Genomic DNA, 14090 nt, shown 5'->3' with positions numbered 1-14090 from the left:
TTTCGCGGCTCAGCCCTGCGATCCATTGGTTTTCGGCGGCGCTACCCCGAAATTCGGCACGGCTTTATATCTGCCGGCGCAGGCCTTGCCCCTGCGACTTCAAACTGCGCATAATAGCCCTGTAATTCGGGCTTGCGAACAAATTCCGTCAACCGATAGCCCACCGACGCAAATTCGCAGAAAAGCAGCGAAGGCGGCAGGCCATGCCCACCGGCGGGGCGATCGACATCCACGACCACCAGCTTACCGCCGGGACGCAGCGCCGGGCGCAGCCTCCAGAGGAAACCGTAAGGGTCGCCGACCTCGTGGTACATATGGACCAGGAAGATGCGGTCGAAACTCTTCTCGGGCAGGCTGGGATCGCTCGGGCGGCCCAGCTTGATCGAGACGTTCTCCAGTTCCTCGCGCATGACGCGCGTGGCGAGGCGTTCGTTGGCACCGCGATCGATATCCTCGCCCAGAACCCGGCCCTTCTTGCCGACGCGGTGCGAGAGGCGGACGGTGTAGTACCCCTCGCCCGCGCCGAGATCGGCCACGCTCATGCCGGGCGCCACGCCTGCAAGGTCCATTACCGTGTTGGCCTCGCCCGCGCTGTCGCGCTGGGCTTCGGTGGAGAACGTGCTGGAGGTGCTTTGCGCAACGGGGCGATCGGGCTTGGGGAACTTGGGCGCGCCCTTTTCCCGGCCGTCATCGACAGCAGGCTGCTGGCAGGCGGCCAGACTCAACAGAGCAGGCACCAGCATGGCCGGAAAGAGGGTATGCGCGCGAAACATGCGGCCCCTTAGCGCCTGTGCGCGCGATTGGCAAAACGGTTGAAAGAGATCCGTCGCATTCATGCCCTCTCGCCCCGGCCACTGTCCCGGGACGAGACGGCCGCCACGTTTCAGTCGGCGTCTTCGACTTCGACCTTCTCGCCGGTCACGCGCTGCGACAGGGCCGCGGCCATGAACGGATCGAGGGCGCCGTCGAGCACGTCGTCGGGCGCGGTCGAGACCACACCCGTGCGCAAGTCCTTCACCTGCTGGTACGGCTGCAGCACGTAGGAGCGGATCTGATGCCCCCAGCCGATGTCGCTCTTGCTCGCGTGTTCGGCGCTGGCGGCTTCCTCGCGGCGGCGCATCTCGGCCTCGAACATGCGCGCTTTCAGCATGCCCATGGCGATTTCGCGGTTCTTGTGCTGCGAACGGTCGATCTGGCTGGCGACGATGATCCCCGAGGGCTGGTGCGTGATGCGCACGGCCGAATCGGTGGTGTTGACGTGCTGCCCGCCCGCGCCCGAAGCGCGATAGGTGTCGATCTTCAGGTCGGACGGGTTGATCTCGATCTCGAAGGTATCGTCGATCACCGGATAGACCCACACCGACGAGAAGCTGGTGTGCCGCCGCGCCGCGCTGTCATAGGGGCTGATACGGACCAGGCGGTGAACGCCGCTTTCGGTCTTGGCATAGCCGTAGGCGTTCTCGCCCTTGATGAGCAAGGTGCAGCTCTTGATGCCCGCCGCTTCGCCCGCGTGATAGTCGACCAGTTCGACCTTGTAGCCGTGGCGCTCCGCCCAGCGCGTGTACATGCGCTGAAGGATTTCCGCCCAGTCCTGGCTTTCGGTACCGCCGGCACCCGCGTGGACTTCGAGATAAGTGTCGTTGCCGTCCGCCTCACCCGAGAGCAGCGCGGTGACCTTGTCCTGATCGGCGCGCTCGGCCAGCGCGGCGAGCGCCGACAGGCCCTCGGCGATGGTTTCCTCATCGCCTTCCATCTCGCCCAGTTCGACGAACTCGACGGCATCGGCCATCTCGGCGCTGATCGAGTTCACCGCGCCGATCGCAGCCTCGAGACGGCGACGTTCCTTCATGACCGCCTCGGCCTCCTTGGGCTTTTCCCAAAGGGTCGGGTCCTCGACGCGCGCGTTCAGCTCGTCGAACCGGCGCAGCGCGCGGTCCCAGTCGAGGAACTTGCGGACCAGCGCGAGGGCCTTCTCGATACGGACAATGTGGGCCTGCCCCTCGGCACGCATGGCGAAAATCTCCGATGAGCCGGGATCACGACCGGCCTGAAACAAACGAGCCGCACCGCTTAGCGCAGTACGGCTGTTTGTAAAGTGGCGCTCAGGCGGTTCGGCGCAAGGGGCCGGGTTCAACCGGGGCGCTTGGCCTTCATCGCCTTGACCGCCGCCAGCGTCATCGTGACGTGTTCGCGGTAGTCCATGTCGGAGTGGACGAAGGCGACGTGGCCGCTCTGGTCGATGACGTAGCTGACGCGCTGGGTCATGCCTGCCGGGACGCCCGGCCGGGTGAGTGCGACGTCGTAATCCTTGGTCACCTTGGGGCTGGCGGTGGCGACCGCGAACTTGTCGCGGCATTCCTCGGTCGAGAATTTCTTGAGCGTCGGCAGGTCGTCCGCCGACATGCCCACCACGGTTGCGCCAAGCTGCGCGAACTCGGGCGTGGCTTCGGCGAAGGCGTGGGCCTCCAGCGTGCAGCCCTGCGTGAATGCCTTGGGATAGAAGTAGAGCACGACCGGCCCCTTCTTCAGCGCCTTGGCGAGATCGAAGTCGACTTCCTTGCCCGCCTTGGCGCCCTTGGCCGCGAACTGCGGCGCCTTCGCGCCGACCGCGAGACTGGCATGCGCGGTGCCCGAAACGGCGAGGAGCCCGAAGGCGGCGACAGCGGTAAGAAGGCGGTTCATGGCGCGGATAGTGACCCGACGATCCGCGCCTGTCCAGCCAGTTACTCGATCCAGCCGAGAACGGTGCCGACTTCGTAAGTCTCGCCCGTCTGCGTGACGATCTTGAGCGTGCCGGTGGCGGGGATTCGACCTCGTTGGTGGACTTGTCCGCCTCCAGCGAGAACAGCGGCTGGCCTTCGGTCACTTGCGCCCCATCGGCGGCGAGCCATTCGGCGACCTGGCCCTCCTGCATGGAGAAACCGATCTTCGGGAGCAGGATTTCGACGGCCATGGTGGTTATGATCCCCTTCGCGTGCCCGGCGTGGCGGGCTGTTTGTTCGATGGGTAGCGCACTCGCCGCAGCAGGCAAGCGAGGGGCGGTCATATCCGTCTCGGCGATGTTGCGGTTTGAAGAGAGACTTGCAGCCCTGCGCTCCCCGCATTAAACTGCACCGATAGTATGACGGAAAGCATATGGCTACGGTACGCAAGACGATCACGCTGACGGATCAGCAGGATGCCTGGATCGCTTCTCAGGTCCGCGCGGGGCGGTATACGAACGACAGCGAAGCGATCCGCGATCTCATCCGGCGCGAACAGGAGCGGTCCGGCGAAATCGAAGGCATTCGCAGCGCGTTGATCGAAGCCGAACAAAGCGGTGAGCCCGAACCCTTCGACTTCACAGCCTTCAAGCGGCGCAAGATCGCCGAGCATGGCTGAGTTCCGGCTTAGCCCGAGAGCCCAACGCGATCTTGAAGCGATCTTCGACCATACCGCTGCCGAATGGGGCGTTCCCCAAGCCGTCGCTTATGTGGATCAGATCGAACAGGCGTGCACCGATCTGGCAAATGCACCCCTGCAATCGAGCGATTGCAGCCACATCCGTGCAGGGTACCGGCGACGGGCATTGGGAAGGCACGTCCTCTATTTCCGGCCGACCGACTATGGCGTCGCGGTGATGCGCATCCTGCACGATCGCATGGATGCGCCCCGTCACATCTAGGGCCACATCTAGCGCCTACCCCCGCCCGTCCTCGTGCGCCATCCAGTGCACGAAGCGGTGGAGCGGATACATCGCGTCGTGCGGATTGCCGATGGTCGAAGGCCCCGCCTCTCCCAGATGCACGATGCGCTGCGCGCCCCGGCGGCGAGGCGGTCGCGGTAGGCGGCCATGCGGTCGAACGGGTAGAAGCCGACCGTCTGCGTCGCCACGTTGATCCACTTCACCGCATCGTCGAGGCTGCCCACGCGCACGACGTTGGCGGTCTTGTTGATCGGGTGGAAGTCCACCGGCTCATCCGAGCGGATCACCAGGCCCCGCCCGTCGGTGCGGCCCCAGACGCCGTACTCGTCGTCCATCAGCGTCATCGATTCGACCGCCTCGCGCATGTCCCTATCGAGCGGGCGAACGTCGCCGCTTTCCGCCGCACGGCGAGCCACGTGATGGTGCAGGCGCGCGCAGAAACGGTCTACCGCCGCCTCGTCCCCCTCGACGAACTGGAAGCGGCTGGCGACGCAGGCCTCCTGGTTGAGTGTCATCACGTCCGCCGAGCACAAGTCCGCCACCCGGTCGATCGTCTCCTCGTCCGCCAGCGCCTCGCGCCCGACCATCGAGATCGAGGTCTTGGGATCGAAGGACACCAGTTGGAAGCCGGGGCCGAGGTACTTGATGACGTTGTTGATCGCGTCCCCGCCGCCCCAGGCGACGATCTTGTCGAAGTACTGCGGACGGTAGAGCACCCGCTCGGTCGCATCGTCGCCGCCGCGCCAGTAGACCGCGGACATCGAGCGCACGATCGGATGCGCCGGATCAAGGTCCGCCATGGTGCGCAGGATCGCGACCATGGTGAAAGGATCGGCGCTGCTCATCTTGAACAGGTTGATGCCCTTCACCATCGCCCCCTGCGCCACCGACTTCACCGCGACGCCGGGAGAATTGCCCGGCAGCACATGGATCAGGCGCGGTGCGAAGGCGCGCACGAAGCTCTTGCGGCCGGTGAAGTCCTGCTTCGGCACCCATTCGTCGAGCGCGCGCGGATCGGGGAAGTTCTGCTCGACTTCGGCCATCAGCACCCGCTTGTCGAGATAGGCCGCCGCATGACGCGCGGTATTCTCGACGACGGCGCGGGGCAGGATATGCGTGCGGCACATGCGCTCGATGCATTCCTGCATGTGGTCGTTGTCGCTGGCGAGCAGGCGCTGGCCGGTCTCGACGAGGAAGTCGATGATCTCGGCCAGCGGTACGTTGAGGAGCGGCGGCACTTCGGTGCGCGGCGGCACCGCGCGATCGAAGGGAATGCGCGGCGTGGCGAACGTGACGCCGAGGTCGCGCGACGTCTGGATCACGTCGGTCCCGTGCAGCACCTCGCCGCGCAGGAAGAACGGGGCGGAGACGAGGTCTTCGCTGACCTCAGGCTGTGCGATCTCGTTCATGCCACACCTCGCACATAAGCGTCGACCGTGCCCGCGCAGCCGATCTTGTCGTCGCCTTCCAGATCCGCATAACGGGCGATGTCGTCGCGGATCGACGGGCCGTGGTTCCCGCAGGCGCAAGGGGAATGGTCCAGCGAAATCCTGTCGCCGGTGATGACGCCACCCCAGCGTCCGTCGAGCGAGAGGTCGAAGAACGCCGCGCGCCCTTCCTGTTCGCCGCCCGCATGGGGAAGCGCCTCGTCACCCGACTTGTCGAGCAGCACCGGCACGATCCACGGCGGCACGTGATAGCGCCCGCCCTCTCGGCACTTCGGCATGCCGGAGTTCAGTTCCTGCATCGAATAGTTCTGGAAATGCCGGTCCGCCGGGATGTTGAACGTCTCGAACACATAGTCCTGGTAGTCCGCCGGAAGCTGCGCGCGCTTGAGCCCCCGCCGACGTAGATCGAGTTGTCCGGGTTGAAGTCCTCACGCCCGTAGCCCGCGTCGCGCACGGCCTTGGCGACCTGCCACAGCCCGTTCCACAGCCCCGAAAGCTGGAGCTTGCGGTGACGGTTCTCGATGATGAACTGCGCCGTCGCGGGCACCGCATCGGCGACCAGCCGCGCGCGCTCGGCCGATGTTTCCTCGAAGGCGGCGATCTCGTCCGGACGGGCGGTGCCCTCGGCGATCTTCTTGCGCATGACCACCATCGCCGTCAGCGAACCGACCGTGATCGGCGGCACCGGATAGGCCCAGCGCGGCCACTCGGGATTGGCGAAAGCCTCGTACTGCGCCTGCGCGATCGCCGCGTTCTTGGGCACCGTCGCCACGGGAGCGCAGCCGATGATCAGCCGGTCCTGCGCCGGCACCACGCCCGAGCCCCAGGCGAAGACGTTGACGGTATCGATCCGCGACCAGTCCATGTCCTTCTGCGAGGCGATCAGCATCGCCGACTTGCCGGTGGTGCCGCTGGAGCAGGAGATGAAATGCCCCTGCTCCGCCAGCCGCGCGATCCAGTCGTCGATGCCGTCGATCCCGTCCAGCGATATACCCTCGATCGGATGCGCGGACACCGTGCCGAGCCACTTGGTCAGCCGATCCCAGCGCTCGTCCATCAGGTAGCTTTCCGGGTAGGACTTGTAGGCGGTGTGCGGAAACAGCACCGGCACCACGTCCTCGATCCGCGCGATGCTGTCGATCCCGGCGTCGCGGGCGCGCAGGCCGAGCAGCCTGATCCGATCGCGGCGCTCCTGAAACCGCTCGTCCAGCGCGGCAACCTGGGTTTCGCGCAAGTCGCCCGCGGAGAACGCGAAGCGCTCCGGGTCAGCGACCAGCGCAGTGAGTTTGTCCGCAGCAATGCCCATGCTTCCCTTACTCCTCTCCCTTGCCGCCGCGACGGACTGGACAGTCCATCGCGACTCGATTAATAACACCTTATGCGTTTCATTATTCACGAGCCTCTTGGCGACGCAAGCCAAATCGGGTCCATGGGGATCATGCTCGAAGACACGCACCCTGCGCTCCCCAAGGCTGGACGCCCCACGCGCGAACAGGCCCAGGTCCGGCAGGTCGCCCTGCTCGACACCGCGCTCGAACACTTCCTCGACAAAGGATACGAAAGCGCCACGATCGAGGGGATCGCCGCCGACGTGAACATGACCAAGCGGACGGTCTATGCGAAGTACCCGGACAAGGCCGCGCTATTCCGCGCCGCCGTCCGCCACGGCACCGAGGCCCGCGCGGTCGGTGCCGAGGTGATCGCCGCCACGCGCAGGAACACGCTGGAGGATACGCTCATTGCCATCGCGATGCTGCGGATCGGACTGGTGGGAGAACCTGCGGGTGCGAAGCTGCAACGGCTCATCAATACCGAGAGCTACCGCTTCCCGGACATCTTCCAGACCTATTACGACATCGCCGCGCTGCCGACCGTGCGGTTCCTCGCGCAGATCCTCGAGGAAGAGACCGAGGTAGGCCGTCTCGCCATCGGCGACGCGATGCTTGCGGCCAACGTGTTCATGAGCATGGTCGTCAGCGGCCCGGTGCGCTTCATTCTGTCGGGAAACATGCTGCCCGCACCAGACATCGACCGGCGCGTGCGCTTCGCCGTCGATCTGTTCCTTAAGGGGCGGAGCCGCGCTAGACCAGACACACCGCGACCCGCGAAGGTCGGGCGCGGCAGGGGAGAATGCCGAAATGTCCGATAATTCCGCGAAGCCGCAACCCGTCGTCGTGATCACCGGCGCCAGTTCCGGCATCGGCAAGGCCAGCGCGACGGAGTTCGCCCGCATGGGCTGGCACGTCATCGCCACCGGACGCGATCCAGCCCGCTGCGATGCCGCCGAAGCGGAACTGCGCGCCTTCGGCAAAGTCGATTTCCTGCGCGGCGACTTCGCCGAAATGGCCGACGTGCGCCGCGTCGCGCGCGAGATCGCGGCCCTGACCGATAAAGTCCAGGTCCTCGTCAACAACGCAGGCGGCATCCGCGACGGGCTCTACGTGTCCTCCGAGGGGCTGGAGGCGACTTTCGCCGCCAACCACCTCGCCCCTTTCCTGCTGACCCGCGAACTGCTCCCTCTGCTGGAGCGCGCGGGGCAGGACAGCCCTCCCGGCACGGTGCGGGTGATCGCCGTCTCATCGCTCGCGCATGAGCAGGCGAAAGCGATGCGCTGGGACGACCTGATGATGCTGGACGACTTCGCCACCGGTCCCGCCTATTGCCAGGCCAAGCTCGCCAACCTGCTGTTCACCCGCGAACTGGCCAGCCGCCTCGCCGACAAGGGCATCACCGCGCAGGCCATGCATCCGGGCAAGGTCGGCTCGAATTTCTGGAGCCACGGCGAAGCCTCGCTGCAGGCTTATGGCAAGGGACAGGATCTCGTCTCGCCCGAGCAGTCCGCGCGCACGATCGTCTGGCTCGCCACCGCGCCCGAGGCGGGTACGAACGGGGGACGCTACTTCCATGACCTTGCCGAGATTCCGGCGGCCCCGCAGGCGCTCGACGACGCGGCGGCCGCGCGGTTGTGGCAGGAGAGCGAGCGCATTCTCGCCGATCTCTGAGGAAGTGCCCCGTGCCCGATCCTTGATGGAGCAGGTCACGGGGCGACGTCTGCGACCCGCATGGGCTACCGCTCAGGGCGCGGAGGAAGGGAGAGGACTCCGCGCCCCTGGCCGCGATGCGCGGGCGACCATTTGCGGCTGATAAAGGGTATATAGCAGGCAAACGATTGCAAATTGTTCTTTAGGCCTAGAGGAATTTGCGTAGCGGTTGGTCGATACCCTAAAAACCACGGCGCCCGCGCTTGACCCCGTGGCGCCGCGCGCCGCAAGGAGGCGGCGACATACTCGACACGGGAACCTGCCCTGATGACTTCGATCGACCGCCCCCGCCGCAGCGCGCTCTACCTGCCCGCCTCGAATGCCAAGGCTCTCGCCAAGGCGCGCACCCTGCCCTGCGACGTGGTGATCCTCGACCTCGAGGACGCAGTCGCACCCGAAGCCAAGCAAGAGGCACGCGCTGCCGCCGTCGCCGCGATCGCGGAAGGCGGCTTCGGTCACCGGGAAGTCGCGATCCGCGTCAACGGCCTCGATACCGAATGGGGCGCGGCGGACCTTGCCGCCGTCGCCGGGTCGAAGGCCGACGCGGTGCTGGTGCCCAAGGTCAACGGCCCGCAGGACATCGACCGGCTGCAGGATGCGCTGAGCGGCGCTCCCGAAACCCTGCAGCTCTGGGCGATGATAGAGACTTGCGCGAGCGTCTTCGCACTGGAGCCGATCGCGGCGAAGGCCCGTTCGACGCGGCTGTCGCTGTGGATCATGGGCCTCAACGATCTCGCCAAGGAGATGCGCGCGCAGTCGGTGCCCGAGCGCACGCCGTTCCTGCCGTTCCTGTCGATGGCGGTCGCGGCCGCGCGGGCGCACGGCGTCACCGTGCTCGACGGCGTCTGCAACGAATTCCGCGATTTAGGTGTGTTCGAGGAGGAGGCGCGGCAGGGGCTGCTGTTCGGCTTCGACGGCAAGAGCCTGATCCATCCCGCGCAGATCGAGCCCTGCAATACGGTGTTCTCACCGAGCGAAGCGGACCTCGGCTGGGCGGCCTCGGTGATCGCGGCGTTCGCGTTGCCAGAGAACCAGGGCAAGGGCGCGATCAAGGTCGATGGCAAGATGACCGAACTGCTGCATCTGGAGCAGGCCCGGCGGCTGGTCGCGGTGGCGGAGCGAATTGCGGCTTCGGTTTGAGGCCACGATCATTCTCATTGGGTCGTCATTCCCGCGCAGGCGGGAACCCATCTCCTGACGGCGCCTGTTGCAGTTCCATCAGATGGGTCCCCGCTTTCGCGGGGATGACGAAGAATGTTTAAGGCTGGCACGTCGAAAGAACCGGAGTGGAGACCGACTGCTACTCGCTCTTGGCCCCGGCTTTCCCGATCACCCCAGGCTCATTCGCGATCACCCTCAAAACCGCCGTCCAGGCATCGACGTTCTGCTGCAACGCCGCAGGATCGACCTTGTCGAGCGTATCGTCCGGCGTGTGGTGCAGATCGAAGTAGTGCATCCCGTCCTGCCCGAGATCGATCACCGCCAGATTCTGCGCCTTGATGATCGCGGCGACGTCGGCCCCGCCCTCGGTCTCGCCATCATGTGGGACGACGCCCATCGGCCAGAGCGCGGCCTTCACCTTGTCCACCATCGGCTTGTTGTCGGCGGCGGTGTTGAACTTCGCCGCCCACACCTTGTCAGCGCCGAAGTCGCTCTCCATCGCGACGGCGTGGGGCTCCGACCCGTGCATGCGCGCATAGGCCGCACCGCCGCCGCCTCCGACGCCCATTTCCTCGTTGCCGGACCACAGCACGCGGATCGTGCGCAAAGCCTGCCCGCCCTGCTGCGCCGCGAGTGCCGCCGCCGTCACGATGGCGCAACCCGAGGCGTCGTCGATCGCGCCGGTGCCGAGGTCCCAACTGTCGAGGTGACAGGCGATAACGATGATCGGCAACGAGGGATCGCGCCCCGGCAGGTCGGCGATGACGTTGCCCGAAGGCGCATCGGGGAACGGCTTGCCCTCCAGCGTCAAGTCGATGGCCATCGGCTTGCCGCCCGCCGCAGCCCTCGCGGCGGTGCGGGCGATCAGGTCGGCATCGGGGTTCGAGACCGCGCCTGCCGGGATCGGCTGCACATCCTTGGCAAAGATGGTGACGCCGGTATGCGGGTTGCGGTGGCTGTCGGTGCCCGCCGAACGGATCACCACGCCCGCCGCGCCCTTGCGCGAGGCGATCGTCGGCCCCTGACGGCGCACGTTGCCGTAAGGGCCATAGCCCGAACCGTCCTGCGCCGCGCGCATCGCGTGGTCGATGAAGGCCACCTTGCCCTTGAGCGATCCGTCGGGCGCCGCTTCCAGCGCATCGAGCGTCGGGAAGTAGACCAGCGGAGCCTTCAGCCCGCCCTTGGGTGTCGGCACCGAGAAACCAAGCGCGGTGATCGCCAGCGGCTGCGCGTAAGGCGCGGTCAGCTTCGCGCTCTCGGGACCGCGCTTCCAGGCGAGGGTCTTGAACTCCTCCACCCGCACGTTCTGGAAACCGAGCGCCTTGAGCTTGGCCGAACCCCAGTCGCGTGCGCGCGCCTCGGCCTCGGAGCCGGCCATGCGCGGGCCGATCTCGGTGGTCAGGCCCTCGACGATGTCCCAGGCGACGCCTGAGCCCTGCTGGGGAGTTGCGAAAGCCGGGACGGCAGCGGACAGCGCGGCGGCAAGAAGCCCCGCGCGAAGGACTGGGAGGGTGCTCATATGCGCAAGTGCTAACCGAGCGATCCGTCGCTGCCAAGCGTCGTCCCGGCTGCCAATTGCGGCGGCCCCCTGATGATCTCCCCGCAGTCTCGTCATTGCGAGCGCAGCGAAGCAATGCAGAGCGGCTTGAAACTGCCCTGGATTGCTTCGCTGCGCTCGCAATGACGAAGATTTTGCAGATCAACTCGTGTGGATAATCCGAGGCTCGTCTTGCCGCCGAGAAGCCGAGCGAACACAACCGCGCCATGCTCGCCGCCCTCACCCGTCTTCAGGCCCTCGCCGTGATCGCCCTCTTCGTGGTGCTCGCACTGGCGACGCTGAAGATCGGCGCCTCGCAGTCCGGTGAGGCGATCAGCGGCGACGGGCGCTATTCCGACGTGCAGCTCTATCACGACATCGGCAATGCGGTGGCCGGGGGCGAGGGCTACTACCATGCCGCCACCCGCCTCCAGCGCGCGCACGGCTTTCCGACCAGCCCCTTCGTGACGGTGCGCCTGCCGACGCTGGCGTGGATCGAGGCAGCGCTGGGCTGGCGCACGGTGCATGTCCTCCTCTGCGTGCTGCTTGCCGTCACCGCCGCCGCATGGTTCGCGATGCTGCGGCCGCTGGTAAGTGGACGCGAGCGGATGCTGGCCATGCTGCTCATTCTGGTCGGCGGCGCGATGGTCGCCAGCCCCGGGCTTTCGGTGTCGCATGAATTGTGGGCGGGCGTGCTCGTGGCGCTGGCCATGGCACTGCGGGTCAAGGGCCTGACCGCCCCCTCCTTCCCGACCGCCGCCTTCCTCGCCGCCGCATCGGCGCTGGCGATCCGCGAACTGGCGCTGCCCTTCGTGCTGCTCGCGGCATTCTGGGCTTGGCGGAGCGGCCGATACCGGGAACTGGCCGCGTGGGCTGCGCTGATTGCAGGCTATGCCGTGGTATTGCTTCTGCACCGGCAGGCGGTCGTGCCGCTCTCGCTTCCCGGCGATACGCTGTCACAAGGCTGGGACGGTCTGCGCGGGCCCCGCGCGGTGCTGCAGGACATCGCCGACGTGACGTTGCTGCACCTGATCCCGGCTCCGTTCAGCTATCTCGCCGTGCTACTCTGCCTGCTCGGGTTCCTGGGAGCGCCACCGCCGCTGGCCCGCTTCGCGCTGCCGTGGCTGGCGACGATCGCACTGCTGCTGGCGGTCTTCGCAAGGCCGGTGAACTTCTACTGGGCGATCCTGAGCGTACCGACCGTCATGGCCGGACTGGCCTTCCTGCCGCGGACACTGCGTGACTCTGATCAGAGCGGCATCGTCATCCCGGACGTGATCCAAGACCGCTGGCCCTGACCAGCCCACGTTGCTTCACGCGCCTTGCGCGATGGTTCGTGCCTGAAGACCGCCACCGGTCCCGGATCAAGTCCGGGACGACGCGGGTACTTTGCCGTACCCTTGGCAATCCGTGCTCTGGCCTGTAGTAGCGGCCCCAACTCTTTTCCAGACTTCGAATTCCATCCAGAGGAACCGCATGGCCGCCCAATACGCCTATGTCATGAAGGGCATGACCAAGACCTTCCCCGGTGCCCAGAAGCCGGTGCTCAGCGACATCTCGCTGCAGTTCTACCAGGGCGCCAAGATCGGCATCGTCGGCCCGAACGGTGCCGGTAAATCCACCCTGATCAAGATCATGGCCGGTATCGACACCGATTTCACCGGCGAAGCCTGGCCCGGTGAGAACATCACCGTCGGCTATCTCGAGCAGGAACCGGAACTCGATCCGACCAAGACCGTCCTCGAGAACGTCAAGGACGGCGCGCGCGAGACCGCCGATCTGGTCGACCGCTTCAACGAGATCTCCAACATCATGGGCGACCCGCCGGAGGACGTCGATTTCGACGCACTCATGGAGGAAATGGGCGACCTGCAGGGCAAGATCGACGCGGTCGACGGCTGGACGCTGGACAACCAGCTCGAGATCGCCATGGAGGCCCTGCGCTGCCCGCCGAGCGACTGGCCGGTGAACAGCCTGTCGGGCGGTGAAAAGCGCCGCGTCGCGCTGACCCGCCTGCTGATCCAGAAACCCTCGATCCTGCTGCTCGACGAACCGACCAACCACCTCGACGCCGAATCCGTCGAATGGCTGGAAAACCACCTCAAGGAATACGCGGGCGCGGTCTTGATGATCACCCACGATCGCTACTTCCTCGACAACGTGGTGAACTGGATCCTCGAACTCGATCGCGGGAAGTACTTCCCGTATGAGGGCAACTACTCGACCTACCTCGAGAAGAAGTCCAAGCGCATGGAGCAGGAGGACCGCGAGGAATCCGGCCGCGCCAAGGCGCTCAAGGAAGAACTCGAGTGGATCCGCCAGACCCCGGCCGCGCGCCAGACCAAGTCCAAGGCGCGTATCCGCAAGTTCGAGCAGCTGCAGGAAGCGCAGTCGGGCCGCCGTCCCGGCAAGGCCCAGATCGTCATCCAGGTGCCCGAGCGTCTCGGCGGCAAGGTCATCGAGGTCAATAACATCTCGAAGGCCTACGGCGACAAGCTGCTGTTCGAAAACCTCTCGTTCATCCTGCCGCCGGGCGGCATCGTCGGCGTCATCGGCCCGAACGGCGCCGGCAAGTCCACGCTGTTCAAGCTCATCACCGGCAAGGAAACGCCTGACGAGGGCACCATCGAGATGGGCTCGACCGTCCACCTCGGCTTCGTCGACCAGAGCCGCGACCACCTCGACCCCAAGAAGAACGTTTGGGAGGAAATCTCCGACGGTCTCGACTACATGAAGGTCAACGGTCACGACACCTCGACCCGCGCCTATGTGGGTGCTTTCAACTTCAAGGGCGCCGACCAGCAGAAGAACGTCGGCAAGCTGTCGGGCGGTGAGCGCAACCGCGTCCACATGGCCAAGATGCTCAAGGAGGGTGGCAACGTCCTCCTGCTCGACGAACCGACCAACGACCTCGACGTGGAAACGCTGGGCGCGCTGGAAGAGGCGATCGAGAACTTCGCGGGCTGCGCCGTGGTCATCAGCCATGACCGCTTCTTCCTCGACCGTCTCGCCACCCACATCCTCGCGTTCGAGGGCAACAGCCACGTCGAATGGTTCGAGGGCAACTTCGCCGCCTACGAAGAGGACAAGCGCCGCCGTCTGGGCGACGCCGCCGACCGTCCGACCGCGCTGGCGTACAAGAAGCTGACGCGCTGATTTGCGCTGTTTCGAAAGCCGCTGCCCGGGAAACCGGGCGGCGGCTTTATTTGTCGCTGCAA

General features: G+C 66.0%; 14 protein-coding genes and 1 pseudogene. 7 read left to right on the top strand and 8 right to left on the bottom strand.

Annotated elements, in window-relative coordinates; all coding sequences use genetic code 11:
- Positions 1 to 41: 41 nt before the first annotated feature.
- The 4 genes and pseudogenes from KZO24_RS05575 to KZO24_RS05560 form a co-directional block, all read right to left on the bottom strand.
- Complete coding sequence (locus KZO24_RS05575) at positions 42 to 773, bottom strand: class I SAM-dependent methyltransferase (RefSeq protein WP_486486963.1); 732 nt, start codon at positions 771 to 773, stop codon at positions 42 to 44.
- A gap of 110 nt (positions 774 to 883) precedes the next feature.
- Positions 884 to 2011, bottom strand: coding sequence for a peptide chain release factor 2 (prfB, locus tag KZO24_RS05570; RefSeq protein WP_036522883.1), 1128 nt, complete (start codon positions 2009 to 2011; stop codon positions 884 to 886).
- Between the two features lie 119 nt (positions 2012 to 2130).
- Complete coding sequence (locus KZO24_RS05565; RefSeq protein ID WP_008830978.1) at positions 2131 to 2682, bottom strand: peroxiredoxin; 552 nt, start codon at positions 2680 to 2682, stop codon at positions 2131 to 2133.
- Between the two features lie 178 nt (positions 2683 to 2860).
- A pseudogene (locus KZO24_RS05560) lies at positions 2861 to 2914 on the bottom strand (dihydrolipoamide acyltransferase); the annotation flags it as partial.
- A gap of 221 nt (positions 2915 to 3135) precedes the next feature.
- Here KZO24_RS05560 and KZO24_RS05555 point away from each other — a divergent pair.
- Complete coding sequence (locus KZO24_RS05555) at positions 3136 to 3381, top strand: type II toxin-antitoxin system ParD family antitoxin (RefSeq protein ID WP_271183205.1); 246 nt, start codon at positions 3136 to 3138, stop codon at positions 3379 to 3381.
- On the top strand, positions 3374 to 3664 hold the full coding sequence (locus tag KZO24_RS05550) for a type II toxin-antitoxin system RelE/ParE family toxin (RefSeq protein WP_271183204.1): 291 nt from the start codon (positions 3374 to 3376) through the stop codon (positions 3662 to 3664). Before KZO24_RS05555 ends, KZO24_RS05550 begins: the two co-directional genes overlap by 8 nt.
- Before the next feature lie 8 nt (positions 3665 to 3672).
- Here the strand turns inward: KZO24_RS05550 and KZO24_RS05545 are convergent, their stop codons facing one another.
- Genes KZO24_RS05545 through KZO24_RS05535 form a run of 3 tightly spaced genes read right to left on the bottom strand, consistent with a single transcriptional unit; the run spans position 3673 to position 6439 of the window.
- A complete protein-coding gene (locus KZO24_RS05545; protein WP_486486962.1) occupies positions 3673 to 5094 on the bottom strand; it encodes an acyl-CoA reductase in 1422 nt (473 codons plus the stop codon).
- On the bottom strand, positions 5091 to 5483 hold the full coding sequence (locus KZO24_RS05540; protein WP_486486961.1) for a hypothetical protein: 393 nt from the start codon (positions 5481 to 5483) through the stop codon (positions 5091 to 5093). The genes KZO24_RS05545 and KZO24_RS05540 overlap by 4 nt, the downstream gene beginning before the upstream one ends.
- Positions 5420 to 6439: a hypothetical protein gene (locus tag KZO24_RS05535; protein ID WP_486486960.1), complete on the bottom strand. Its 1020-nt coding sequence runs from the start codon at positions 6437 to 6439 to the stop codon at positions 5420 to 5422. Before KZO24_RS05535 ends, KZO24_RS05540 begins: the two co-directional genes overlap by 64 nt.
- A gap of 132 nt (positions 6440 to 6571) precedes the next feature.
- Here KZO24_RS05535 and KZO24_RS05530 point away from each other — a divergent pair, with 132 nt between their 5' ends.
- The 3 genes from KZO24_RS05530 (at position 6572) to KZO24_RS05520 (ending at position 9314) form a co-directional block, all read left to right on the top strand.
- The gene (locus tag KZO24_RS05530; RefSeq protein ID WP_486486959.1) at positions 6572 to 7282 is read left to right on the top strand and encodes a TetR/AcrR family transcriptional regulator; all 711 of its coding nucleotides are present in this window, start codon (positions 6572 to 6574) and stop codon (positions 7280 to 7282) included.
- A complete protein-coding gene (locus KZO24_RS05525; protein WP_271183200.1) occupies positions 7272 to 8135 on the top strand; it encodes an SDR family NAD(P)-dependent oxidoreductase in 864 nt (287 codons plus the stop codon). Before KZO24_RS05530 ends, KZO24_RS05525 begins: the two co-directional genes overlap by 11 nt.
- 306 nt (positions 8136 to 8441) lie before the next feature.
- The gene (locus KZO24_RS05520; RefSeq protein WP_271183199.1) at positions 8442 to 9314 is read left to right on the top strand and encodes an HpcH/HpaI aldolase/citrate lyase family protein; all 873 of its coding nucleotides are present in this window, start codon (positions 8442 to 8444) and stop codon (positions 9312 to 9314) included.
- A 160-nt stretch (positions 9315 to 9474) separates the two neighbouring features.
- On the opposite strand, the gene KZO24_RS05515 is transcribed toward KZO24_RS05520, so the two are convergent.
- On the bottom strand, positions 9475 to 10854 hold the full coding sequence (locus KZO24_RS05515; RefSeq protein WP_271183198.1) for a M28 family peptidase: 1380 nt from the start codon (positions 10852 to 10854) through the stop codon (positions 9475 to 9477).
- Between the two features lie 245 nt (positions 10855 to 11099).
- Between KZO24_RS05515 and KZO24_RS05510 the strand changes: the two genes are divergently transcribed.
- Both KZO24_RS05510 and ettA read left to right on the top strand, forming a co-directional pair.
- A complete protein-coding gene (locus KZO24_RS05510; protein WP_486486958.1) occupies positions 11100 to 12170 on the top strand; it encodes a hypothetical protein in 1071 nt (356 codons plus the stop codon).
- 178 nt (positions 12171 to 12348) lie between these two features.
- Positions 12349 to 14028 (top strand): energy-dependent translational throttle protein EttA, encoded by a 1680-nt coding sequence (gene ettA, locus KZO24_RS05505; protein WP_008830987.1) that lies wholly within the window; start codon positions 12349 to 12351, stop codon positions 14026 to 14028.
- Positions 14029 to 14090: the final 62 nt, after the last annotated feature.

This window comes from Novosphingobium sp. NFX11 (assembly GCF_057376415.1).
This window is presented reverse-complemented; position numbering and strand designations above follow the sequence as displayed.

Excerpts from the sequence above, each read along its gene's own strand:
- KZO24_RS05510 (WP_486486958.1), top strand. The coding sequence starts at position 11,100 with ATGCTCGCCGCCCTCACCCGTCTTCAGGCCCTCGCCGTGATCGCCCTC.
- KZO24_RS05535 (WP_486486960.1), bottom strand. The coding sequence starts at position 6,439 with ATGGGCATTGCTGCGGACAAACTCACTGCGCTGGTCGCTGACCCGGAG.
- KZO24_RS05525 (WP_271183200.1), top strand. The coding sequence starts at position 7,272 with ATGTCCGATAATTCCGCGAAGCCGCAACCCGTCGTCGTGATCACCGGC.
- KZO24_RS05545 (WP_486486962.1), bottom strand. The coding sequence starts at position 5,094 with ATGAACGAGATCGCACAGCCTGAGGTCAGCGAAGACCTCGTCTCCGCC.
- KZO24_RS05565 (WP_008830978.1), bottom strand. The coding sequence starts at position 2,682 with ATGAACCGCCTTCTTACCGCTGTCGCCGCCTTCGGGCTCCTCGCCGTT.
- KZO24_RS05520 (WP_271183199.1), top strand. The coding sequence starts at position 8,442 with ATGACTTCGATCGACCGCCCCCGCCGCAGCGCGCTCTACCTGCCCGCC.
- prfB (WP_036522883.1), bottom strand. The coding sequence starts at position 2,011 with ATGCGTGCCGAGGGGCAGGCCCACATTGTCCGTATCGAGAAGGCCCTC.
- KZO24_RS05530 (WP_486486959.1), top strand. The coding sequence starts at position 6,572 with ATGCTCGAAGACACGCACCCTGCGCTCCCCAAGGCTGGACGCCCCACG.
- KZO24_RS05515 (WP_271183198.1), bottom strand. The coding sequence starts at position 10,854 with ATGAGCACCCTCCCAGTCCTTCGCGCGGGGCTTCTTGCCGCCGCGCTG.
- KZO24_RS05575 (WP_486486963.1), bottom strand. The coding sequence starts at position 773 with ATGTTTCGCGCGCATACCCTCTTTCCGGCCATGCTGGTGCCTGCTCTG.
- KZO24_RS05550 (WP_271183204.1), top strand. The coding sequence starts at position 3,374 with ATGGCTGAGTTCCGGCTTAGCCCGAGAGCCCAACGCGATCTTGAAGCG.
- KZO24_RS05555 (WP_271183205.1), top strand. The coding sequence starts at position 3,136 with ATGGCTACGGTACGCAAGACGATCACGCTGACGGATCAGCAGGATGCC.
- ettA (WP_008830987.1), top strand. The coding sequence starts at position 12,349 with ATGGCCGCCCAATACGCCTATGTCATGAAGGGCATGACCAAGACCTTC.